Origin of the sequence: Marinobacter salicampi, assembly GCF_011074795.1 — a bacterium.
Classification (GTDB): Bacteria; Pseudomonadota; Gammaproteobacteria; order Pseudomonadales; family Oleiphilaceae; genus Marinobacter; species Marinobacter salicampi.
Genome location: NZ_JAAMPF010000001.1, coordinates 39,176 through 61,673, shown reverse-complemented (window position 1 = coordinate 61,673; position 22,498 = coordinate 39,176). Strand labels below are relative to the sequence as shown.

23 protein-coding genes and 1 tRNA gene are annotated in these 22,498 nt (G+C 56.9%); 15 read left to right on the top strand and 9 right to left on the bottom strand.

Annotated elements, in window-relative coordinates; genetic code table 11:
* The 3 genes from G7W63_RS00260 to G7W63_RS00250 form a co-directional block, all read right to left on the bottom strand.
* Complete coding sequence (locus G7W63_RS00260) at nt 1-909, bottom strand: SDR family oxidoreductase (protein ID WP_166251371.1); 909 nt, start codon at nt 907-909, stop codon at nt 1-3.
* 122 nt (nt 910-1,031) lie between these two features.
* Nucleotides 1,032-4,355 (bottom strand): acetyl-CoA carboxylase family protein, encoded by a 3,324-nt coding sequence (locus G7W63_RS00255; RefSeq protein WP_166251368.1) that lies wholly within the window; start codon nt 4,353-4,355, stop codon nt 1,032-1,034.
* Nucleotides 4,356-4,438: 83 nt separating this feature from the next.
* On the bottom strand, nt 4,439-4,702 hold the full coding sequence (locus G7W63_RS00250; RefSeq protein WP_166251365.1) for a YheU family protein: 264 nt from the start codon (nt 4,700-4,702) through the stop codon (nt 4,439-4,441).
* Between the two features lie 176 nt (nt 4,703-4,878).
* Between G7W63_RS00250 and G7W63_RS00245 the strand changes: the two genes are divergently transcribed.
* The 9 genes from G7W63_RS00245 (at nt 4,879) to G7W63_RS00205 (ending at nt 10,149) form a co-directional block, all read left to right on the top strand.
* On the top strand, nt 4,879-5,295 hold the full coding sequence (locus tag G7W63_RS00245; protein ID WP_166251362.1) for an MbcA/ParS/Xre antitoxin family protein: 417 nt from the start codon (nt 4,879-4,881) through the stop codon (nt 5,293-5,295).
* Nucleotides 5,295-5,990, top strand: coding sequence for an RES family NAD+ phosphorylase (locus G7W63_RS00240; protein WP_166251359.1), 696 nt, complete (start codon nt 5,295-5,297; stop codon nt 5,988-5,990). The genes G7W63_RS00245 and G7W63_RS00240 overlap by 1 nt, the downstream gene beginning before the upstream one ends.
* 2 nt (nt 5,991-5,992) lie before the next feature.
* Nucleotides 5,993-6,697, top strand: a complete 705-nt coding sequence (locus tag G7W63_RS00235) for an AzlC family ABC transporter permease (protein ID WP_207308848.1) — start codon at nt 5,993-5,995, stop codon at nt 6,695-6,697.
* A complete protein-coding gene (locus G7W63_RS00230; protein ID WP_166251353.1) occupies nt 6,690-7,013 on the top strand; it encodes a branched-chain amino acid transporter permease in 324 nt (107 codons plus the stop codon). Before G7W63_RS00235 ends, G7W63_RS00230 begins: the two co-directional genes overlap by 8 nt.
* Before the next feature lie 10 nt (nt 7,014-7,023).
* Nucleotides 7,024-7,311: an acylphosphatase gene (locus G7W63_RS00225; protein ID WP_166251350.1), complete on the top strand. Its 288-nt coding sequence runs from the start codon at nt 7,024-7,026 to the stop codon at nt 7,309-7,311.
* 103 nt (nt 7,312-7,414) lie between these two features.
* Nucleotides 7,415-7,505: transfer RNA gene (locus G7W63_RS00220), tRNA-Ser, on the top strand.
* Nucleotides 7,506-7,916: 411 nt separating this feature from the next.
* Nucleotides 7,917-8,438 carry a VIT1/CCC1 transporter family protein gene (locus G7W63_RS00215; RefSeq protein ID WP_207308847.1) on the top strand — a complete coding sequence of 174 codons (522 nt, stop codon included), beginning with the start codon at nt 7,917-7,919 and terminating at the stop codon, nt 8,436-8,438.
* 126 nt (nt 8,439-8,564) lie between these two features.
* The gene (locus G7W63_RS00210) at nt 8,565-9,134 is read left to right on the top strand and encodes an HdeD family acid-resistance protein (RefSeq protein WP_166251344.1); all 570 of its coding nucleotides are present in this window, start codon (nt 8,565-8,567) and stop codon (nt 9,132-9,134) included.
* Between the two features lie 145 nt (nt 9,135-9,279).
* Nucleotides 9,280-10,149, top strand: a complete 870-nt coding sequence (locus G7W63_RS00205) for an ion transporter (RefSeq protein ID WP_166251341.1) — start codon at nt 9,280-9,282, stop codon at nt 10,147-10,149.
* Here G7W63_RS00205 and G7W63_RS00200 read toward each other — a convergent pair.
* From G7W63_RS00200 to G7W63_RS00185, 4 genes are all read right to left on the bottom strand, one after another.
* Nucleotides 10,141-10,737, bottom strand: coding sequence for a DNA-3-methyladenine glycosylase (locus G7W63_RS00200; protein ID WP_166251338.1), 597 nt, complete (start codon nt 10,735-10,737; stop codon nt 10,141-10,143). The genes G7W63_RS00205 and G7W63_RS00200 overlap by 9 nt on opposite strands.
* 5 nt (nt 10,738-10,742) lie before the next feature.
* Nucleotides 10,743-11,357, bottom strand: coding sequence for a flavin reductase family protein (locus G7W63_RS00195; protein WP_166251335.1), 615 nt, complete (start codon nt 11,355-11,357; stop codon nt 10,743-10,745).
* 82 nt (nt 11,358-11,439) lie between these two features.
* Nucleotides 11,440-12,273, bottom strand: a complete 834-nt coding sequence (locus G7W63_RS00190; RefSeq protein ID WP_166251332.1) for a CheR family methyltransferase — start codon at nt 12,271-12,273, stop codon at nt 11,440-11,442.
* Between the two features lie 44 nt (nt 12,274-12,317).
* Nucleotides 12,318-13,250, bottom strand: a complete 933-nt coding sequence (locus G7W63_RS00185; protein WP_166251329.1) for a chemotaxis protein CheV — start codon at nt 13,248-13,250, stop codon at nt 12,318-12,320.
* Nucleotides 13,251-13,445: 195 nt separating this feature from the next.
* On the opposite strand from G7W63_RS00185, the gene flgA reads away from it, so the two are divergent.
* From flgA to G7W63_RS00170, 3 genes are all read left to right on the top strand, one after another.
* Complete coding sequence (gene flgA, locus G7W63_RS00180) at nt 13,446-14,147, top strand: flagellar basal body P-ring formation chaperone FlgA (RefSeq protein ID WP_166251326.1); 702 nt, start codon at nt 13,446-13,448, stop codon at nt 14,145-14,147.
* A 196-nt stretch (nt 14,148-14,343) separates the two neighbouring features.
* On the top strand, nt 14,344-14,661 hold the full coding sequence (gene flgM / locus G7W63_RS00175) for a flagellar biosynthesis anti-sigma factor FlgM (RefSeq protein WP_166251323.1): 318 nt from the start codon (nt 14,344-14,346) through the stop codon (nt 14,659-14,661).
* 7 nt (nt 14,662-14,668) lie between these two features.
* Nucleotides 14,669-15,139 carry a flagella synthesis protein FlgN gene (locus G7W63_RS00170; RefSeq protein ID WP_166251320.1) on the top strand — a complete coding sequence of 157 codons (471 nt, stop codon included), beginning with the start codon at nt 14,669-14,671 and terminating at the stop codon, nt 15,137-15,139.
* An 81-nt stretch (nt 15,140-15,220) separates the two neighbouring features.
* Here G7W63_RS00170 and G7W63_RS00165 read toward each other — a convergent pair whose 3' ends face one another.
* Nucleotides 15,221-15,967 carry a cyclic di-GMP-binding domain-containing protein, MshE-related gene (locus tag G7W63_RS00165; protein WP_166251317.1) on the bottom strand — a complete coding sequence of 249 codons (747 nt, stop codon included), beginning with the start codon at nt 15,965-15,967 and terminating at the stop codon, nt 15,221-15,223.
* A gap of 360 nt (nt 15,968-16,327) precedes the next feature.
* Here G7W63_RS00165 and G7W63_RS00160 point away from each other — a divergent pair, with 360 nt between their 5' ends.
* From G7W63_RS00160 to G7W63_RS00150, 3 genes are all read left to right on the top strand, one after another.
* Nucleotides 16,328-16,948 (top strand): peptidylprolyl isomerase, encoded by a 621-nt coding sequence (locus G7W63_RS00160; protein ID WP_242634257.1) that lies wholly within the window; start codon nt 16,328-16,330, stop codon nt 16,946-16,948.
* A 142-nt stretch (nt 16,949-17,090) separates the two neighbouring features.
* Nucleotides 17,091-18,860, top strand: coding sequence for an FAD-dependent 5-carboxymethylaminomethyl-2-thiouridine(34) oxidoreductase MnmC1 (gene mnmC1, locus G7W63_RS00155; RefSeq protein ID WP_166251314.1), 1,770 nt, complete (start codon nt 17,091-17,093; stop codon nt 18,858-18,860).
* Between the two features lie 52 nt (nt 18,861-18,912).
* Complete coding sequence (locus G7W63_RS00150; protein WP_166251311.1) at nt 18,913-19,545, top strand: CBS domain-containing protein; 633 nt, start codon at nt 18,913-18,915, stop codon at nt 19,543-19,545.
* 14 nt (nt 19,546-19,559) lie between these two features.
* Here the strand turns inward: G7W63_RS00150 and G7W63_RS00145 are convergent, their stop codons facing one another.
* Complete coding sequence (locus G7W63_RS00145; RefSeq protein ID WP_166251308.1) at nt 19,560-22,478, bottom strand: hypothetical protein; 2,919 nt, start codon at nt 22,476-22,478, stop codon at nt 19,560-19,562.
* Nucleotides 22,479-22,498 lie beyond the last annotated feature (20 nt).

The window sequence follows — 22,498 nt, the reverse complement described above, 5'->3', positions numbered from 1 at the left end:
CTAGATCTGCTGCCGGCCACCGGTAACACCGTAAACCTCGCCTGTAACGTAGCTGGCTTCCGGTGACGCCAGGAACACATAGACAGGAGCAAGTTCCGCAGGCTGCGCCGGACGCTTGAACAGGGTGTTGCCACCAAAGCCGGCCACCTTGTCTTCAGGAAATGTCGAGGGAATAAGCGGAGTCCAGACGGGGCCTGGGGCAACCGCATTAACCCTCACCCCCTGTTTGATGGCTTCGGCGGCCAGGGCCAGGGTGAAATTCAGAATAGCCGCTTTGGTGGCGCTATAGTGGGCCAGGTTCGGACTGGGCTCGAAAGCCTTGATTGACGCCGTGTTTATGATGGAGCCACCGGCGGGCAGGTGTTTCAGCGCGCCCTTGGACAGAAAGAAAAAGGACTCGATGTTGGCGCTAAAGATATCGCTGATTTCTTCGTCGGGAATATCCATGAGCGACTCGTAGCTCATCTGGTAGCCGGCATTATTGACCAGTATATCCAGGCCACCCAGTTCGTCTACGCACCGCTGGATCGCGTTGTAGCAGGCGTCACGGTTGCGCTGGTCCATCTTGATCGAGACCGCACGGGAACCGGCCTCCTCTACCAGGCGCTTGGTCTCCGCAGCATCGTCATCCTCCTCCAGATAGGTAAACGCGACGTCGGCACCTTCGCGGGCGTAGGCCAGCGCAACTGCCCGACCGATACCACTGTCGCCACCGGTTACCAGCGCTGAAAGACCCTTTAATTTGCCCGATCCCCGGTAGCCTTGCTCACCGTGGTCCGGAACGGGTTTCATCTCTTCCGTGCGTCCGGGCAGTTCCTGGTCCTGTTTCTGGAACTCCGGTTGAGGGTATTGATCTCTCGGGTCTTTAAGTGTGACTTTGTCCTGCGTGACTTTATCGTTCCCTGTCATTGTCCCTGCCCTCATAATCCGATGTGGGTGTTGAACGTACTGCGGCTTCTCCCTGGCTGTTTCCGGTTCACTCATTCACTGTAAAACAGCGGGGCGGCCAGGCCAAGCCCCGCACCCTGGCATTACCAAGTATCAATGAACAGGTCATGCATGACGCCGCTGCCGGCTTGCTGGTGGGGTTTCCTTTCGGGTATTGACTCGACCCCCCGTATCAGCCAGCGACGGGTGTCAGCGGGATCAATCACCGCGTCTATTTCCAGATAACTGGCCATATTCATGCCCTTGCCTTGCTCATAGGCCTTGGACACCATCTTTTCGAACAGCGCCTGGCGCTCCTGTTCATCTTCAACCGCTGCGAGCTCTTTGGCGAACCCGAGCTTGACCGCGCCCTCAAGACCCATGGCACCGAACTCGCTGCTGGGCCAGCCAATGGTGAACATGGGCGAATGGAAACTGCCGGCTGCCATGGCCTGGGCGCCCAGGCCGTACCCCTTTCGGAGCACAACGGTAAAAAAGGGTACCTGCAGGCGTGCCGCCGTCACGAACATGCGCGACACGTGACGCACCGTAGCCTGCTTCTCCGCCTCTGGCCCCACCATGAAGCCCGGTGTGTCGCACAGGGAGAGGATGGGCAGCCCCATGGCGTCGCACAATCGCATGAACCGGGCCGCCTTATCGCCAGCCTCTGCATCTATAGCGCCACCCAGGTGCCTGGGATTGTTAGCCATCAGGCCGAAAGCATGACCTTCGACCCGTGCCAGGCAGGTAATCATGCCCTGGGCAAAGTCCCGCCGGAGCTCAAGTACGGAAGCTTCGTCCGCAAGGGCCTCAATGACTTGCCGCATATCGTAGGCGCGCAAACGGTTCTCTGGTATCAGGTGGCGAAGGAGCCGCTGATCCGGCGCCTCCCAACCGGTCTTGCGGCCCTGGGCGAAGGAGAGATAACGCTTCGCCGCCTGCACCGCTTCGGCCTCGTCTTCCACCACGATGTCAACGACGCCGTTAGGCGCCTGAACGGACACAGGCCCGACTTCTTCCGCCCGAAAACGCCCCAGCCCGCCACCTTCAATCATCGCCGGCCCGGCCATTCCGATGCTGGCATTCCGGGTCGCGATGATGACGTCACAGCAGCCGAGCAATGCTGCGTTACCGGCGAAGCAACGGCCTGCGGCAATACCCACCAGGGGCACCTGGCCTGACAACGCCGCCATGGCAGTAAAGGTATGACAATCAAGCCCGGCCACGCCGGTAAAATCTGTATCGCCGGGCCGCCCGCCGCCGCCCTCGGCAAACAGAACCAGAGGCAGGCTCCAGCGCTTGGCCAGTTGCAGCATGCGGTCGGTTTTCTTGTGGTTCATGACCCCCTGAGTACCGGCAAAGACCGTGTAATCATAGGCGAGCACCATGCATCTGGCCGTTTCAGCCCCGTACTGACCGCCGTTCACAGTGCCGAGACCGGCGATCAGCCCGTCTGCCGGACTGACAGCCATCAACTCTTTTTCCGAGTGGCGCCGGCGCCTTGCAGCCAATGCCAGAGCCCCGTATTCCACGAAAGAGCCCTCATCCAGCAGGTCATCCACATTTTCACGGGCGGTCCGCTGTCCGGTACGCCGTCTTTTTGCCACGGCCTCCGGACGCTGGTCGTCGTAAAGTCTGCTATGCCGTTCCCGGACCTCCGACAGATCCTGGCGGATAGCGTCAAGATCGACTTCAAGCTCCGACTCCACGTTTATCTCAGCGTCCCGGTCGGGACGAATGACCAGAATGGGGCAATCCTGACCGACTGAAGCCCCCTCAGAGCAGAGCATTTCCAGCACTTCTCCGGAAGCGCTTGCCTTGACCTCGAATTCCATTTTCATAGCTTCCACCAGGGCAACCAGTTGCCCTTCCTGAATCGTGTCTCCGGCTGCGGCAAATAACCGCGCGACTCTACCCTGAACGGGGCTACGTACGGGGTGGCCACCCTCGGGGTAAACCGTCTTCTGCTCGGTAACAGGACCGGGCAATGGCATTGCTTCAAAGTAACGGCTGGGGTGTTCGTTGGTTCGGGCCTGGCTGAGAAGGTCGAGGTTGTCCGCAACGGTTGCCGTGGACACTGCATAGGTCTGCATCTCAGGTAAGCTGAGAAGGTTTCGCAGGAACGGTAAATTGTTCGGTACGCCTTCCAGGCGAAACTCGCAAAGCGTCCGATAGGCCTTGTTGACCACGGCGGGAAAGGCGCTCTGCCCACACACCACCAGCTTTGCCAGTAACGAGTCGTATTCGGTAGAAACTTCCAGGCCCGAGTAGCCTGCGCCATCCACCCTCACCCCAGGCCCTCCGGGTGGCTCGTAGGTCACGATGGTGCCGCTGGCGGGCACTGCTGTGCCATCGGGAAGAAGGGACTCGAGGTTGATTCGCAGCTGAATCGCCATGCGGTCAGGTGGCTCGGCTGCAGGCCCGCCAAGCCCCAGGGTCGCCAAAGCATGTCCTGTTGCAAGGGCGGTCTGCACTGTCACAAGGTCTACACCGGTCAAGGCTTCGGTGACGGTGTGCTCGACCTGTAACCGGGGATTCGCTTCCATGAACACGAAGCCGCCGGTGTCCAGATCCAGCAGAAATTCGAAAGTGGCCAGTCCCTGCAGGCCGCTGGCCTTGGCCATTCGTAAGGACGACTCGATCAGGTCACGTCGCAGTTCCGGGCTTAGGCCGGGGGCCGGAGCAAGCTCCACCAGTTTCTGACGGCGACGCTGAAGACTACAGTCCCGCTCCCAGAGGTGGGAAACCGCTCCCTCCGCATCACCAAGAACCTGAACTTCGATATGGCGGGCATGGGATATGAGACGCTCGACGTACACGCTTTCGTTGCCGAAGGCCTTGCCTGCTTCCGATGCACTTTGCCGGTAGGCGTTGGCGACCTGCGCCGGGTCGGATACCGGTCGCATGCCACGACCTCCGCCACCGGCCAGTGCCTTGATCATTACCCCAGCACCTGTGCCGTACCTGGCTTTCATGGCCTCCAGAAACACGATGGCCTCCTCAGGAGACACTGGGTGAGCCGTTCCTTCCGCCAGCGGTACACCGCATTCCTCGGCCAGAGCACGAGCCCTGGCTTTGTTTCCGAGTAGCGCCAGGCATTCCGCCGAAGGCCCTATGAATATAAGGTCGGCCGACCGGCATTGCTCGGCAAACTCGGCATTTTCACTGAGAAAACCGTAACCGGGATGGATAGCCTGGCACCCATTTTCATGGGCCACCTGTATCAGTTGCTCGCCGTCGAGATAGGCGGAGGCACCGGTGCCAGTGAGCGGTACAGCCTTATCAACCCGGCGGACATGCAAGGACGCGGCATCATCTCTGGCATAAACACCGACAGTGCGAATGCCGCCTTCTGCCAGCGAGCGCGCTATTCGTATAGCAATTTCGCCGCGATTGGCGATGAGAATGTCACTGACGCTCTTTTCCATGGTGTTCCCGTAATCGTGAAAATATCCAACATCTTAAGGTCGCAAGAGTATTAGGAGAACTTAGGATTGGTTATGGAAAGGTATTAGTCGTTTTGATGGACAGGATGATCCAGACCGGCTGTGTTTTCCACCGGGTCAAACCAGACCACCAGGTCACCCTTTTCAACGGCCGCGATGACCCTGGCACGCTCCGCGAAGGGGCTTTCTGTCTCATTGGTACCATGGAAGCGCGTGCAATATTCATCAACCAGCCCTTCCAACTGGTCTTTGGTCAGCAGGTCGGTATCGACCACAAACGGTGCGTCACGGGGATCCTGTTGCGGCTGATTCTCGCTGTCTTGTTCCATAATTAAGTACCTCTTGGTTTGTGCCAGCTTACTCAGCTATCCGTGTGGGTCAATGCAGAGCTCCTATCACCAGCAGGTTGCCCTCAACCCATGGAACCTTCGCTGACTCCAGTCCAACATTAGACTCAGATCTGAATTTAATCTAGAATGGTACACACAAGCTTGAGGAGACCTCCATGAATTCCCGTAATCCGCGAGTCATTGAGTCGGTACCCGATACGGATGAGCAACACATCCGCACTTCTATTCCGGTGGTTCTGAACATCCTGGATAAGTGGTCATGCTCGGAGGATGAGAAACGCGCACTGCTGGGTCAGTTGCCCCGCTCGACTTTCTATCGCATGCAAAAAACCCCCGAGAGCGTGAAGGTCACCCTGGACCTGGCTGACCGGCTTTCCTATATTCTCAACATCCATGCCGGCCTGAGACTGATCCTCACTGAACCGGAGTCCGTCTATAGCTGGGTGCGACGGCCAAATGATCATGTCTGGTTTCAGGGTCGCTCTGCCATGGACATCATGAAGAGCGGGCGCATGGAGGACCTGATCGACGTCTTCAGACACGTCGATGCCGCCCGTGGCGGGTGGTGGTAATGGCCGGACCCCAACCTGCACTCACTTCGCTGGTGCACCAGAAAGCCTACCGGATGGTGCCCAGCAAGTATCCGCCAGTGTCCCTGTTCGATGACGTGGCTGACCAGTCCAGCTTCGAGGCGCTGTATGCGGTTCAGGCCAGGGTCAACCCGCGGATCAGAAACGATCTCGGCGAGATCAGTCTGGTGCCCGCGGGCGAGCGGCCCTTCGGGATACGGGGCTTTCACTATGCGCTGGCACCCTTCACTCACCTCAATCCCGACGGCAGCCGATTCAGCAATGGTGATTTCGGCGTTTTCTACTGTGCCCGGGAAAAAATTGGCGCTATCGATGAAACCGTGTATCACATGCAGAAATGGCTTGGGTACACCCGCATGGAGGCCCAGGACATCAACATGCGTTGCCTGAAAGCAGACTTCAGCGCGACCGGTGTTGATATTCGGGGTGAAGAGTGGCTGAGCCATGGGTACTATGCACCAGATGATTACAGTGTATCCCGGAAACTTGGCCTGCGCGCCAAGCACGACGGCCGCGAAGCGATTTTCTACCAGTCGGTTCGCCATACTGGCATAGACTGCTATGCCCTCCTCACACCGCGCGTGCTGCACTCGGTGATTCAGGCGAACCACTTCGGCTATCTTTGGAACGGCACCAGCATCGAGACGGTTTACGAAAAACGGGAAATCAAACGTTGAACATGGATTCGCCCTTCCGGCTGACATTGCCGGTTCTTTTCGGCTATGTACCTCTTGGCATGGCTTTCGGAGTTCTGTTTACCGCCCAGCTGGACTACGGCTGGTGGGTGGCACCGCTGATGGGCATCGTCATCTTTGCCGGCGCCGCGCAGATATTGGCTGTTGGTCTTCTTGCCACGCATGCCGACCTGCTGGCTGTGTTTACTGCAATGCTGGTACTGAACTCCCGCCACCTTTTCTATGGTTTATCCCTGCTCAACCAGTTTGCGGGTGCCGGGTGGCGAAAACTCTACCTGATCTTCGGGCTGACGGACGAAACCTATTCCCTGCTGACCAGCCGGCCAAGAGGCTCAGACTTCAAGGCAGAGCAGAGCGTTGACCTGAGAATTACTTTTTACAACCAGTGTTACTGGGTCGTTGGCTGCGCCTTGGGTGCAGGCCTGGGGTCCACGATCGAGTTTGACAGCACCGGTATCGAGTTTGCCCTCGTTGCCCTATTTATCGTGTTGATGATCGAGCAATACAAAGCCCTTCAACAGCAGTTGCCCTTATGGATCGGAGCGTCGTCTGCCGGTATTGCGGTGGCAGCCCTGCCCGCTGCCAACCAGCTGATAGGGGCAATTATACTGGCCACCGGAGTGTTGCTCATTAATTACCGTTTTACATATCAGCATCACTCCGAGGCGAAAGGCCGCGGTCATGGATGAGGCCACTTATCTGGCGGCCTTTATCGCAGTCAGTGCGGCCGCAACGTTTCTTACGCGAGCCATACCCTTTGCGTTTCTATCCCGCCACAGCCACCATCCGTTTGTCCTGCATCTGGGGCGCTACCTGCCGGCGACCGTCATGGCTCTTCTGGTGGTCATCTTTCTGCTGCAGTCCGCCAAGTGGCAAGCTCCCTTGTTTGGCGTGGACGCTCTGCTTCCAAGCCTTCTTGTGGTTGCACTTCATCTTTGGCGGCGGAATGCGCTTTTATCCATAATCGCCGGTACGGTAAGTTATATGCTGATTCAGCAATTATAAGGAGCTGACTATGAGCGATGAACGGAATCAGGAACGCTGGCATCTGAGAATAAGCGGGCGCGTACAGGGTGTCTCCTATCGCGCAAGCTGCGAGGAAAAAGCCCGAAGCCTCGGGCTGACCGGCTATGTCAGAAATCTTCCGGACGGGGATGTCGAAGTGGTGGCTGAAGGCCAGCAAGACGGGCTACAGGAACTCGCCGACTGGTGCTGGCAGGGACCACCGGCGGCACGCACCGAAGACATTACGATTGACAAAGGGCGGGCATCCGGGGAATTCGAGGGTTTCAGCACCCGCTAAGACACCCTGGCACAGCTTCTTATACGACAGGTGTTGCCAAACCCCCAGAAATTCATTAGAGTTTGCGCCCTCAGATCGGCCCGCTGATTTGAAACAGGTTATTGGAGAGGTGGCCGAGTGGCTGAAGGCGCACGCCTGGAAAGTGTGTATACGTTAATAGCGTATCGAGGGTTCGAATCCCTCCCTCTCCGCCAATACAAAACCCCAGCAGATATGCTGGGGTTTTTTATTGGCTGACTGGGTGGGTAGAAGAAGCCTCGCGGGTTCGACCGGAGGCTGCAAGGCAGCCGGAGGAACGTCGGAGCAGAGCGACGACGGCCCCTGGAGTTTACGGAAGGGGTGAGGCCCTAAAGGGCCGAATAATCCCTCCCTCTCCGCCAATACAAAACCCCAGCAGATATGCTGGGGTTTTTTATTGGCTGATTGGGTGGGTAGAAGAAGCCTCGCGGGTTCGACCGGAGCCTGCAAGGCAGCCGGAGGAACGTCGGAGCAGAGCGACGACGGAACGTAGCGATGGATATTCCACGGGCATGGTGGAGGTTATTTTTGCTAGTCTATGTTGAAGTATCTCTACCCACCCGATGCCCAGGCAGAAGGAGCTGCTCGTGCGGAAAAAGACTACTGTCAAACGGTTCCTGCCTGACTTCGTCTACGGAGCCAATGATGGCCTGATCACTACCTTTGCGATTGTCGCTGGCGTTGCCGGGGCCGGGCTCTCAAACTCTGTTGTGCTGATATTAGGATTTGCCTCTTTGCTGGCCGACGGCTTTTCCATGGCGACAAGTGACTACCTTGCCGAGCGCACGCCCTCCGACCAGCATTCCGGCAGCAACCGGGCGCCAGCAATGAAACACGGACTGGCGACATTTATAGGCTTCGTGACACCGGGCGTGGTTCCCTTGATAGCCTATCTGATTCCGATCTCCGACGAGTATCGCTTTCCGCTGGCCGGTGCCATGACTTTGGTGACCTTGTTTGTGGTGGGCGCAGGCCGAGGCCTGGTGGCAACCCTGCCTCCGTGGCGCGCTGGTGCGGAAATGCTGGTGGTAGGCGCTCTAGCGGCAGCGGTTGCCTATGGCGTGGGTGTGTTCGGTTCATTGATGACGGGTGGCGGGGCCATGGTCTGAGAACGGGATCTGAAATCCCGCTCTACCCTCATATAATCGGTTGAATTTCAGCTCATCCGGTGCCATAGCGGTTTTTAGCGGACATGATCCATCCGGAAAACTCTGAGCTCAAAGGAGGAGCTTGTCATGGAAACGAGGCGTTACGAAGTGAAGGTCGAGAGCAATCTGATCAACGATATCAGGCAGCATACTCGCTGGTTCGCTGGCCTGGGCATTGTTTTCCTGGTGCTGGGCGTTGCAGCCATTGCGTTTCCCTGGGTTGCCACCCTGTCCCTGGAAATCGCCATCGGTCTCCTGCTGGTTATTGCGGGCGTCGCGCAGGCGGTGCAGTCGTTCTCTATCCCGCGCTGGCAAGGCTTCGTGCCGAGTCTTGGGCTCGCGGTGCTGGCACTGATTGTCGGGGCACTTATGCTTTTCTACCCGCTCGCGGGCGTGTTCACCCTGACCCTACTTGTGGGCGTGTTCCTTCTGGTAACCGGCATTGTCAAAATGGCTTTTGCGCTTCAATCAAAGCCTGCCATCGGCTGGGGCTGGATTCTTACCAGCGGCGTACTCTCCCTGATCCTTGGGCTGCTGATTCTGTTCCAGCTGACGGAAACCTACCCCTGGGTTCTGGGCCTGCTACTCGGTATTGATTTCATTTTTACTGGTGTCTGGATGCTGGCACTGGCGACCAAGGCCCGGCAGCTTCCCTGAAGGCAGACCTGACTGGCTCTGGATCTCGAACTAGCGCCCGTAGGAGACTGCGCCCTAACGTAACCATTTTTAAATGTCTGATATGACGCTATGGTAAGGGCACAAGCTTCCTCCAGCAATTCATGGATCCCAAGACGGCAACACAATGAGTGAATTAAAACCGGCGAACATTGGCATCAGAACGCGCATCTTTCAGATCATTTTTGAATCGGATACGCCGGTGGCCAAAGGATTCGATGTTCTCCTTGCCCTGCTTATCTTCACCAGCGTAGGCGTGGTCATGCTCGACAGCGTACCCGCTTACCATGAACGATTCGGGACCCTGTTCTACCGACTCGAATGGGTCATTACCATCCTGTTCACGATAGAGCTCGCGCTTCGCATCTACTGTCTTGAGAAGCCCTGGCTTTACCTGAAGGGCTTTTACGGCATTATTGACGTGCTGGCGGTTTTGCCTGTCTGGCTCATGCTTATATTCCCCGGCGCCCAAACACTGGTTGTGTTCCGTCTGCTGCGTACGTTAAGGCTATTCAGGGTGCTGGAGATGATGGCTCTTGTGGGCCAGGGCAAGTTGCTGCTGGACGCTCTGAAACGAAGCAGGGGGCAGATTCTGCTGTTCCTGTTTTCGGTGCTTATGCTGATTACCATTTTTTCGACCATTCTCTACCTTATAGAGCCGGCTGAAGCCGGATTTACCAGCATTCCCAAGTCCATTTACTGGGGCATAGTGACGCTGACGACCGTGGGCTATGGCGATATCACCCCGGTAACCTCGTGGGGTCAGTTCATTTCGGTGATGATCATGCTCACCGGCTATTCTATTATCGCCCTGCCCGCCGGGGTTTTCTCCGCTGAAGTTATCCGGACCCTGCGGGATGAGCGTTATTCCAAGGAAGCATGCCCGGGATGTGGCAAAAACCAGCATGAGCGGGACGCAAAGTACTGCAAATACTGCGGCACCTGGCTCAACGAAGAAACTGCCGACCCCAAAAATCTGGCGCCGGGTTCAGACTGAACGCCTTGGCAAGGCCAAGCGAAAGCGCAGGGGCGCGTCCCGATCTACCGGCCTCGCGTAGTCGATACCCACTCGGGGCCCCACAAGTAGGTCTTCCAGTGAAAACGGCTCGCCCTGTTCGATCCAGAGCGACTCGCCCAGACAAAGGTCGTGCCGGTTGAACTCTACCCTGGTGATGCCCATCGCCCTCGTCAGCTTGCCCGGACCGTTGGCCAGTTGAGGATAGGCTTTACCACCCCGGAGCGCACTCATTGACGCTTCGCCTGACACCGGATAGAAGGCTCTGATCAATACCGCCCCGGGGACGCTGTCGGTCTCGGTCACCACGTTCAGAAGGTCATACAGACCATAGATAAGGTAGATGTAAGCGAACCCAGCTGGGCCGAACATGGGGTCGTTTCGTGGCGTCTTTCCTCGCGAGGCGTGGCTGGCAGTATCGGAGGCGCCTCCGTAGGCTTCGGTTTCAATAATACGGCCCACAAGCCGCTCACCGTCCAGTTCCCGTACCAGGTTAGTCCCGATCAACTCGCGCGCTACCAGAGCCGAAGGCCTGGCATAGAAACCTTGAGACAGTGGATCACGGCTCACGGGGTCTACTTAGGCCTGGGTATGACCAGACGTTCTCCAAAAGAAACATACTCACTGCCGCCCAGACGCCCGATGGGATCGACCCGGGCCGCGTCCACTTTGAAGCGCCCATCCGAATCCACGTTCGCAACGTCATCTGCCACGTAAAGGCGCTTTATTTTGCCAAAAATCAGTGACTGTGGCTGATCGCCTATTTCCTGAATCTGATAAAGCTCACAGGCAAACGCAACCCTGCAGTCCGCGAGCCGGGGCAGAGAAAAGCCATCGAAATCGACAAGGGCAAGGCTCACGCGATCGAGCTCCGATTCACCCAGAGGCAGAGCTCTTGAGGTTTCGGTCATGGCGGTTGCAAGTTCCCGGTGAGCAATGTGAATAGTGAAGTGTTTCCGGGCCTCGATGTTGGTCCGTGTGTCCTTGAACTGACCGTCGGGCTTCTTCCCTACCGAGACCATCATTAGAGGCGGCGCGCTACCGAGAGCGGTAAAAAAGGAAAACGGTGCCAGGTTGAAGTCGCCGGCTTCATTCTCTGAAAGGATCCACGCCACCGGCCGGGGGATCACGGTCTGCGTCATGGCGTGATAGATTTCGCCCGCTGATAGCGCTTCAAAATCAATGATCATTCCCTGCCCCTATGGTTGGTCTTGCGGTAGCCCCCGACAGCTTCTTGTGATAGTCCTAACACTTCCTCGCGCCTGCCCAAGCCTATTTCTTGCGGTAGATAATACCCGGGCGACACTGCACCATGTCATACAGATGGGGCAAGCCATTCAGGGACTCCGAAGCGCCCAGAATAAGGTAACCGCCAGGATTGAGTGCGGCGTGCATGCGCGTCAGGATATCTTTCTTCAGCTCAGCGGAAAAGTAGATCAACACGTTGCGGCAGAGAATGACATCAAACTTGCCCAGCATGTACCTCTCCAGCAAATTGAGCTCCTTGAACTCCACCATGGACTTGATCTGTGGCCGTATCTGCCAGCTGCCTGCGGACGACATGGTAAAGAAGTTCTTCTGCCGCTCCGGAGACAGCCCCCGACCAATGGCCAGCATTTCATATTCGCCCCGCCGGGCCACCTCCAGCACACTCTTTGAGATGTCGGTGGCCACGATCTTGACTTCGCCCTTAAGCTTGCCGGGCTTCTGCCGCCTGAACTCATCCACGGCCATGGCGACCGAATAAGGTTCCTGCCCGGTTGAGCAAGCCGCAGACCAGAAGCGGATCGGCTGGAGGCTGTTCCGCTCCGCCAGTTCGGGGAGCAGCTGGTCGGAAAGGATTCTGAACGGATGATTGTCGCGAAACCACAGAGTTTCGTTGGTGGTCATGGCGTCAATCACCACCTCGCGCAGCGAACCGTGGCGCCCCGGACGACGCAAGTGCTCGACCAGTTCTCCCAGCGAATTCATCCGGTTCTCTTCGAGGATACGGCGCAAGCGACTTTTGACGAGGTACTGCTTGTTTTCGCCCAGCAGAATGCCACAAGCCTCCTGCAGGAACCCTTTAAATGCCTCGTATTCCTGGAGTGTCATCTCTGCTTTCATTGCATCTCTGTCGTTGGTAAACAGGCATTGGAACAAGAAAAATGTCAGCCCTCGTCCAGGATATCCATTACACGTTCGGCCAGTTCATCAGGACTGAATTTTGCCATAAAATCATCCGCACCGACTTTCTGGACCATTGCCTTGTTGAAGACGCCGCTCAGGGACGTATGCAGCATGACATACAATCCGCTGATCAGGGGCTCGCTTTTGCAACGTGTTACCAGGGTGTAACCATCCATTTCCGGCATTTCCACATCGGAAATCATCATGGAAAAATGATCGGTTGCCTTGGAGCCATCTTCCGTTACCTGCTTCAGGTGATCGAGCGCCTGTTGGCCATCATTTTTGGTAACTACCCGGAGACCGATAGCTGTCAGACAACGCTCGATCTGCCGTCGCGCGACCGACGAATCATCAACCACAAGCACGGGAAGAGACACTCCCCGGTCCCTTTCTGCGGTGCGAGTAAGGGTTTTCTCTGTGACGTCGTCTCCTAGCGGGGAAACTTCGGAGAGAATTTTCTCCACATCAATGATCTCCACCAGCTTGTCCTCAAGCTTGGTTACCGCCGTCAGGTAAATTTCCTGACCCGCGCCTTTTGGCGGTGGCAGAATGTCTGCCCAGTTCATGTTTACGATCCGGTCGACGCTACTGACCAGAAAGCCCTGGGTCTTCCGGTTGTACTCGGTGATGATGACGAAACTGGTCGCGACCTCTTCAGGGGGAATCGAAGACATTCGTATGGCCAGGCCCAAATCAATGATTGGGATGGTTTCACCCCGAATATGAGCAACGCCACGAACCATGGGCCGACTGTTGGGAAGCGACGACAGCCGGGGACACTGCAGCACCTCCTTGACCTTGAATACGTTAATGCCATAAATCTGACGCCCGCGCAGGCGGAAAAGCAGAAGCTCAAGGCGGTTTTCCCCCACCAGCTGGGTCCGCTGGTTGACACTGTCTAGTACGCCTGCCATTACACATCACTCCTGAAATCCAATCGGCCAACATGCGGCACGGATGTTGCTTCGAATCTGGTATTGTGTGACCAGGGCAATAAAGTTGACGGTCCAGACCTGGTTAACGGCGAAGATACACCATTATTTAGGGGACTCACGGTAACGATTTGCAACCGTGGGTGCCCTGACCTGAAACAGGACAGGCCCAAGCACATGCGGACATACCTCGCTCTAACCCTCATGCTCTGTACATCAGCACTGGTTGACGCTGGACCCACTACTGCACCCGCTAGCATTCTTTCAGCGGCCGAGTCTTTTCTGGCGGATTTCAAACAGGAACAGGCAGCCGCTGGCTACCAGGTAAGCTACCAGTTGGGCAGTCTGGACAGCCGCCTGCAACTGGCACCCTGCGAAGGCGAGCCGACCGTAGAGTTCAGCGGTGATCCATGGCGCTCGACACACCCGCGACTGCAGGTAGCCTGCGAAGGTGATCGGCCCTGGAAGCTCTACCTGACCAGTTCCCTCACAATAGAAGGTGATGCTCTGGTAGCGGCCAGACCGTTGAACCGCGGCAATCGCCTCGACGATTCTATGATTACAACGGCGAAAGTAGTGATTAATTCGATCAGACGCGGGGCCGTTACCGAGGAGGCTCACCTGCTGGGTATGGAGATGAAGCGCCCGGTCAACGCAGGCACTGTATTTACGCCCTACCTGATAACTGCCCCTGATGCAGTGGCAAGGGGTGATCATGTTATGATTACGGCAACGAATGGCTCGTTTTCGGTCCGTTCCAGAGGAAAAGCCCTGGCAAATGGAAGTGTTGGCGACCAGGTGCCGATTGAGAACCTGACCTCTTCACGCACGATCAAGGGCATCGTAACGGGTCCTGGCCAAGTCTTAATACCCATGTAGCAAACGGCCTACCCAGTCCGGCACAGGTTTGCCGCTGGTCGGCAGACAACTGCCGCTGATCCAGGATAGTCACTAAAAAATTTGTAATCTTTTTTTGCCCGCAAACGCTAAAGAAGTTCAGACCACGGCCGTTATTCAGGTAACGACCCAATTATGCCCCGGAGAATTAACGGGCTCACCAAAAGTAGGTACTGCCATGACAGTTGACTTCAATGGAGTCGGCCGCGGCCAGGTCAACACCCAGAAGACCGTAACCGACAAGCCCCAGACCAGCCAGCCACAGCAGCCAGCGGCTGAACAGGCGCAGGCCCCCAAAACCCAGGGTGAGAATGTCAGCCTGAGTGCCCAGGCAAAGGACCTGAAGCAGATCGAACAGCAACTGGCCAGCTATCCGGAAGTGGATGACGCGCGGGTTGAAGAGATCAAAGCAGCTCTTGCTGACGGTTCCTACAAGGTTGACGCCGAGAAACTGGCCCAGAAAATGCTAGACATGGATAACAGCATTTTTGGATGAACAGGCTATGGCAGCGATCAACGAACTGAAGCAGTTGTTAGGGAATGACCTGAAATCTCTGCATGAGCTATTACAGGTTCTGATTGCCGAGAAAGAGGCTCTCAAGGCCTCTGACGTCAAAGCGATCGACCCCTTCACCCAGCAAAAGAATGAGCTGCTTGACCAGATTCGAAGTCGGGCCAAGCAGAAGATTCATGCGCTGGTGGGCATGGGCTATCGGCCCGAAACCGGCAATCCCTCCCAATTTATCCGAAGCGCAGGGCTGCCGGAACTGACTGCCCTATGGAGCGCGGCCGAGACTGAACTCAAGGCCTGCCAGGAACTCAACAGCGTCAACAACCGCATTGTCGGCCATTTACAGCAGCGACTCTCGCGCCTGACTGACATCTTCCGGGGCTCAGCAAGCCAGGCCAAGCTATACGGGGCCAGTGGCCAGCAAACATCGCTGGGCCATAGGAACATCCTGGCCAGCGCCTGATTCATTAGCCAGAAAGCCGGAGCCCCGGGTCAGACGATCAGCTGACCCGGGGCTCCGGTTTTTTGTGTTTCCGGCGTCCTGCTAACGAACGTGAATGGTCATTCGCGACTGGGAGCTGAACTGGATATTATGCAGACTCACATTACCCATTGACGGGCCCGGGCTGCCGGCGACTGATATATTGTCGAGCCGAATCTGCTCGATCCGTTCCGGAAGCGCAAATTCAAGCCCGCCTGTTTCCACTAGCCGGAACCTCGGCCTTGCATCGCTGTAATGGACGCCGGTTACCTGAACGTCATAGTCGAGAAAGCCGAGGACCGGCATAAAGGAATAGGCCGCAAGGCTGAGCCCCTTCAAAGCATCTGCATCGCGGTTTCCTGCCTCGAGCTCTTCCCGGTCCGTCGATGCCATCAATGCTACGTTACCGATGCGACTCAGAAACTGCTCCGCGCCCTGGGCTGAAGCCTGCGCCAGCTCAAAATCATTCATGGGCTGCAGACGTGAGCCTGTGCCATAGAGCTCACCCGCGGATGGTATGTTCTCATGGCCAGATGAAGCGGTAGAGGCAAAGGAAACCAAGGGCTGAAGTGGTAATGACACCATAGCGACCAATGCGACCGCATGGCGGTATCGCGTCTGATGTTTCAGGACCCGGTAAAGCTCGCGCTCCGAGATCCAGCCTGCCTGAACCAAAGCCTCACCAAGACGCTGACCGGTTTCCCTCTGTAAGCTCAGGCCCTGCTCTAGCTGGGTTTCGGAGACATAGCCACGAGTGACCAGCAACCGCCCCAGCCGTGATTTTTCCTGATGGTTCTGTGAAATCTTCATGACTTCTCCTTTTAGGGCACACCATGACCAGGCCTTGAGCCCTATCGCCGGACAGAACGATGGCGTCCGTTTGCCGGCGTCCGGAATGTAAGGACATCATGATGAGATTCGAAGATGCCTGTACAGAAACGCTTCACTTAATTACGTAACACAGCATTACCGAGCATGAAATCGAAGGACATTCAGGCTTAACCTGTAAACTTACATTGCCCTACAATCGATTAATGTAATAATCGCCTTTCATTGGCCAGATTACATTCTGTGCAAGCGAAGGGTCAGGCAGATCTGTTAAAGTGAAGCCACGATTTCCGGCGTCGGATTAGCGTCCCTCAAGACCCTGAATATGAGAGAGCAAGAACCATGACCCTTAGTAAACCGTTCAACGTATTATCCATTGTTTTCTGCTCGCTGGTTTTTTCTACCATGGTATTGGCCCAATCTGACACTGATGAGACTGGCAAGCAGAGCAAGGAAGAAGGCAGTGCAATGCCCAGGGTCGTCATTGAGACATCCGAGGGCAATATCGAAGTTATGCTCCGACCAGATGTGGCACCCGAAACCGTCGCCAATTTTTTGAGCTACGCTGAAGACGACTTCTATCAGGGAACCATCTTCCACCGGGTTATTCCGGGCTTCATGGTCCAAGGGGGCGGCTTCACAGAGACAATGGAACGGAAATCCACAGGCAGCCCGATAAAGAACGAAGCCAAGCCAACGGTCAAAAATCTTCGCGGCACAATAGCCATGGCGCGAACGAATGCACCCGACTCGGCGACTTCCCAGTTTTTTATCAACCTGGTGGACAACGCCTATCTGAACGCCGGGCCAAACGGCGCGGGTTATACCGTTTTCGGGCGGGTGACCGAGGGCATGGGCGTCGTAGATGCCATCGCCGCGAAGCCGACTGGACGCAGCCAGGGTATGGCTGACGTACCCAAGGAGCCTGTCATCATCCAGGATATCCGCCGTCTGGAAAACTGATCACATGCTAGCCAGCGACACTACCACCAGCCGAGCACCATCCATCGCCGCGGCTCGTATTCAGTGGATTGATAATCGGCCTGTTGTAAGGTTAGGGTTACAGGTCGGAACAAGGCCAGCACGGCACCTTGAAACGGACCCCATGGTGACTCAGGAGGTCATCCATGCTCATGGCCTGACTAGCCGTTTCAAAACCTTGGCTGATGGCGACCACTTCGTGATCGCCCAGGAGGGTTTCGGCGCCGGGCTTGAGTTTTTGCTGGTATGGCAGACTTGGGCCGGGGCTGCCACTGAAAACGGAAGGGTACTGCACTTTGTCGCTGTCGAACCGTTCCCCCTCAGCCCGACTGATCTGGCAAAGATTGCAGAATTCTGGCCTGAACTCCGTTCTTTGTCACAAGAGCTGATCGGCAACTATCCGCCCCTGACCTCTGGTTTGCATCGCCTCTGTTTTGCCGGAGGGCGAGTAAAACTCAGCCTTTACCTGGGCGATCCAGACCCGGCCTGGCAGGACCTCGCCTTCAACGCGGACGCCTGGTTCAGTGCATGCGCCTTGTCCAGGCAGCACCACCAGGGCCAGCCTGTTCTTCCGGTAGCGGCAATGATCAGCCACTGCCGCACCGGCGCCACCTTGTTCCTCGACGCCACGACAAGTGCCCAAACTGTTGAAGAACTTGAGGTCGCCGGGTTCGCCTTCTCGCCAGCGACAGGGCACGAAGATCGTATAACCGGGGTGCTCCGTCCTTCCGCTGTGCCGGGCCGGCGGCCTGAACGCCCCAGGAAAAAAATAGCCATAATAGGTACCGGAATCGCCGGGGCCCTCCTGGCCCGAAACCTGGCGGAGCGTGGCCACCAAGTCTGCGTAGTCGATGCCGGCGACAAGCCCGGTGCAGCCGCTTCAGGAAACAGGCAAGGGGCTCTCTACGTAAAGCTTGGGGTCGACTTCAACTACCAGAGCCGGCTGGCCCTTTCGGCTCTCCTTCACAGTCAGCGCTTTTATCGCAATTGCGGAGCCGGTTACTGGCACCCGACAGGCCTGCTCCAGTTGGCCTGGAGTGAACAGGAAGCCGACAGGCAGCGGCGTTTTTGCGCCCGTAATGACTACCCAAGCGAGGTGGTGCGTCCTGTCAGTATCGAGGAAGCCCGTAAGCTAAGCGATTTTGAGGTGACCCGAGGCGGGCTCTGGTTTCCTGATGGGGGGTGGCTGGAACCGGCGAAGATCTGTCGGCTTCTGCTCGACCACCCGGGCATTCATGCAAGCTACAACTACCCCGTTAATCGGTTGATGCCCTGCAATGGCCGTTGGCACATATCCAGCAACGGCCATCCTGAGGTGGTCAGCGATCATGTGGTGCTGTGCGCCGGTCATACCACCCCGGCACTGCTACCGGTTGCAGGCCATTTCCGTTTCAAGCCGATCCGAGGCCAGGTAACGTCGTTGCCGGCCGTAGACATTAAGGCACCAAAAGCTGTGATCTGCGGCTCATGCTACCTCAACCCGGCTCATGATGGTCAATGTCTGACAGGCGCCACGTTTGATCTTCATGATGCCTCGCCTGCCCTTTCACCGGCCAGTCATCAGGAGAACCTTGCCCAGCTCGAGGCTAACCTGCCCGGCATATGGCAAGGGGACACGCCTGAGCCGCACAGTCTTGAGGGACGGGTAGCTTTTCGCTGTACGACCTTCGATTATCAGCCCGCAGTGGGTGCGCTAACCAGCCGGTCTGGGGAGGAACTCGAAGGTATGGATCTGTTTACCGGCCTGGGGAGTAAAGGGTTGGCCTATGCGCCCTTGCTGGCCGAATATCTCGCTGACCGAATAACGGGGCAGCCCCAGGCCTTGCCAAGATCAGTCAGTCTACGACTGGAACCAGCTCGCTGCCGGACCCAGGAGCAAAAGAAGATCGCTTGAGTTATGTTTGTTTAGGCCGATAAGCTTATCTAGACGATAAACTGGACCTAATATGTCAATCCATGTAAGCGAGCCCGGACGACCCGTTCCCACCCGCCTTCCCGACAGTGTCAGGGGGCGACGGGTAGGTCAGGTGGGAGAGAGCCCAGAAATTCAGAGATCCGCAGCGAGTAGCGGTGAGGCCACAGACGCGGCTTTTTTAAATGCTCAGCAGGTTACTGCCCGACGGGCCTTTGCCGAATATGGGGAAGCGTCTGAGAGTGAACCCGAGGCTCAACGCCCTTACCTCCCGGTATCAAAGCTGTGCACGGGAACCGTCTACTACCTTTCCGCTTCCGCCACCATGGACGAAGCCATCCGGGCAATGGAAGAGCATGGGGTTCATCACATGGTCATCATTGCCCAGGAGGTGGTAGCCGGGCTTATCGAGTTACGCTGGCTGCTGGGCTGGCTAAATACGAACCAGACCGACCCTAGGTCCCAGAGTTTCAGTCAGGTGGAGCTTCCGTCTTTTCTGACCGCCACGCCGGAAACAGACGCCCATCAACTTGCAAGACTCATGCTGGCGCATCAGCTCAACGCGGCGCTGGTTCTCGACCGGGACGGCAGCACCGTTGGCATTGTGACCAGTACCGATTACCTCAGGCTTTACGCCGACATAAGCCGACAGGCAGGCGCGGTCTAGAGAGCCGCCGACTGTCATGGTGTAGCGGGGTTCAACTGTCTACCTTCGCCACTGAATAGCACAAGGTCCCAGGTCCTCGATGTTTCTGAACCACGCTGGATTAGCGAAATCAGTTTATCGCCGCGGTACTGTATCAGACCGTCGACCAGGGCATTTCCGATGGCAGGCTGAGCACGCCAGCGTTCTTCGATCCCCGGGGCAACCACAGGACCCGCCTGTTCCTGATCATCTTGATCTGCAATAACGTTGACTCCGTCTTCTGACTCTCCATCGGAACCTTCAGCGTTATTGTCTTCACCTTCGTCCTCAGGCTCAGGCTCAGGCTGTATTTCGTCAAAACGTGCCAGCATGGGCGTGCTTCCCGCTAGAACCGTATCAAGGTCCGGATCAAACTGGCCTGTTGTCTTGCCGCCGGTCACCACACCCGAATTGAAGCTGACGATATGACGGAAATGATCAAGAGCGTTGTCATTGACATCGTTGAGTGTCAGTGCCGCCTCAGAGTTGCCCGAGGTGTTATAGGCCAGCACAGATGCAGCCTCACTACCAAGTGCCTGGCTCGTCAGGAAGGCTTCGATCTCGTTGTTGTTTTCATTTACCTGTTCCTGGCGGGTGTATTTCTCTGGGCTTACCGCGAACCAAAGGGTGCTTCCTGCCAGCAGCGCATCATGAACAGCTTCATTCGCTTGGGTGCCTCGCTGGCGAACCGTTACTCGTCCGTCAGCCGTAGCAGCGGTATAGAAGAACAGGTCGCGACCACCCAGTTGCGGCTCACCCTCTACGCTACCGCTACTATTGCCCATAACCAGTGCACTGCTGTTCTGGACGCTCACATTGTTGACAACATCGTCTAGCGCGGACCCAACCTGCCGCGTCCAGGCCACCTTTGCAATTTCGTTATTGCCGTCCAGTTCAGTACCGATACGCTGGACATAGGTATCAATCCGACCCCTCGAGCTTCCGGCATGCCAGGCGCCGGTGGTCTCCCCGGCGACAAAGACGTTGCCCTGCCGGTCCATGACAGCGCCTCGGGGCACGTCATTGCCCGCAGTGCCGGTCTGGGTTTGCCAAACCATTACGTATGGGTTGAGTGAAGCTGAATCAAAGCGAAGCAGGACTGTTATGGCATCCAGCCCGCCCTGCTGCGCACTTCCGGCAAGGCTCGCCCGGGAGCCGTAGGCCACCGCCAGTTCACGCTGCGTGATGGTGGCATCGCCCACCTCTGCAGATCGTTCGTTATAGGCAACCACCGGTGGCGAGGCTTCCAGGTCACCCATGGGTTCCGCCACTACACCGGAGTGGATCATAGCGCCCTTGCGGTCGTATACGATGAGCCATACGGCGTTTTGCCCTTCTCCCAGGGCGCCCGTAACATCTACCCCAACCAGAGCGATCTGACCATCGCGGGCTGTGGCCATATCGGTCGGAATGAAATCTCCGGCTCCGCCTACTTCCAGAGCCGACACCAGTTCGTTGATGGACAGACGCAGCCCGGTCTCCTGAGTGGCCGCATAGAATTCGCGACCATCCTGGAAGCGCTCGTCGGCGTTGAGAATGATGAGTTTGTCGTTATCCACTTCAACCTGGCTCTGATTGAGTGCTTCGATACGGAACTCGAGACGATCCTGACCGGCGGGAAATTCCAGCTCTTCAACCGTGACCCAGGCGCCTTCCTGCTCAGGGTCGGGTAGTTGGACGATATAATCCACCCCCGGCTCTGCGCTGGTGCCTTCATCTTCACCAAGCCTTACTCTGTAGGTCGCATCCTGATCAAGACGATTTGCGAGCTTTGCCACATACGTTCGGGTTTCGTTGGCGTTAATGACGTCCCGGGCGGCTCCTGAAAGGGTTTCGAATGACACCACGGTTTCCTGATCACGAATTCTCAGGGTCTGGGTGACGCCTTCGTCCGCACTGCCTACCGAAGCAAGACCTTCACGAACATCTGTCAGCGTCATGGTAAAAAGCTCGAGCTCTTCCGGCACATCGTCAGACACAACTTCCAGCCGTATATAACAGTCGGTGATGCCAGGCTCCAAAGTCAGTACGCCTTTGGTGAGGTTGCCCTCGGCATCCGGCAGATACCGGAGGTAGTCCGGGACAGGCAATTTATCGGCGCTAGCACTGCCCAGCCCGACAATATCCTGGCCAATGATAGCCCTGCCCCTGTTGACGTTGCTGTGCGTGCACCTCTGGTGTGGAGGAGTGAGATCGCTGTCACACGCCTCGGGGTCGAAATCACTATCAAGCTCGAAGGCAACTTTTATTCGGGTGACCGAAGGCTGGTCCAACTGGACCCGGACCAGCACGGGTGTCGTGGGTTTGGTGCGCTGTTGCTCGCCGGTGGCCTGGCCGTCCTCCCCATAGATCTGCTTGGTAAAGGTATGACTTCCGGTCCTCCGCTCGTCATCCGGATCATCCACTTCGCCAAGATCCGGTAACTGGCAGAACTCTTCCCCCTCCTGTTCCCGAGCCTCGGGATATACGCCCTCCTCGAACCCCTCGGCTTCCAGACTGAGCACATTCTGTCGTACTTCTATCTTGAAGGGCTGAACGCCAACCTCACGACCATCTGTAGTCAGCAGAGTCACGTTCTCAGTGGTACCCAGGTCGCTCTTGCCCCGGTTACCTCCGGTGAGGCCGGGCACACCCCGCATGATGATGCCTTGGCGGGCCTTGTTGCTGGTGTCTTCGAGAGCCAGCCAGGAAGGCGCATTGGTGAGCGAGTAATCCAGTATTCTCTCGCCGCCATAGGCTCCGAAATTGTAGTAATACTCTACGCCAAGGTAGGCCCGAGGCGCGGGACGACCAAGTACAGTCGGGTCGTCGGGATCTTTCTCGGTCTTGCAGCCCGTCAGACCAGTGATCATGAGGAGGAAAGCCAATAACGGCAGACGGTAAAGCTTGGGGGGCAGGAAGCGTTCTGCGTACATGTAAAAATCCATTTCAAAAG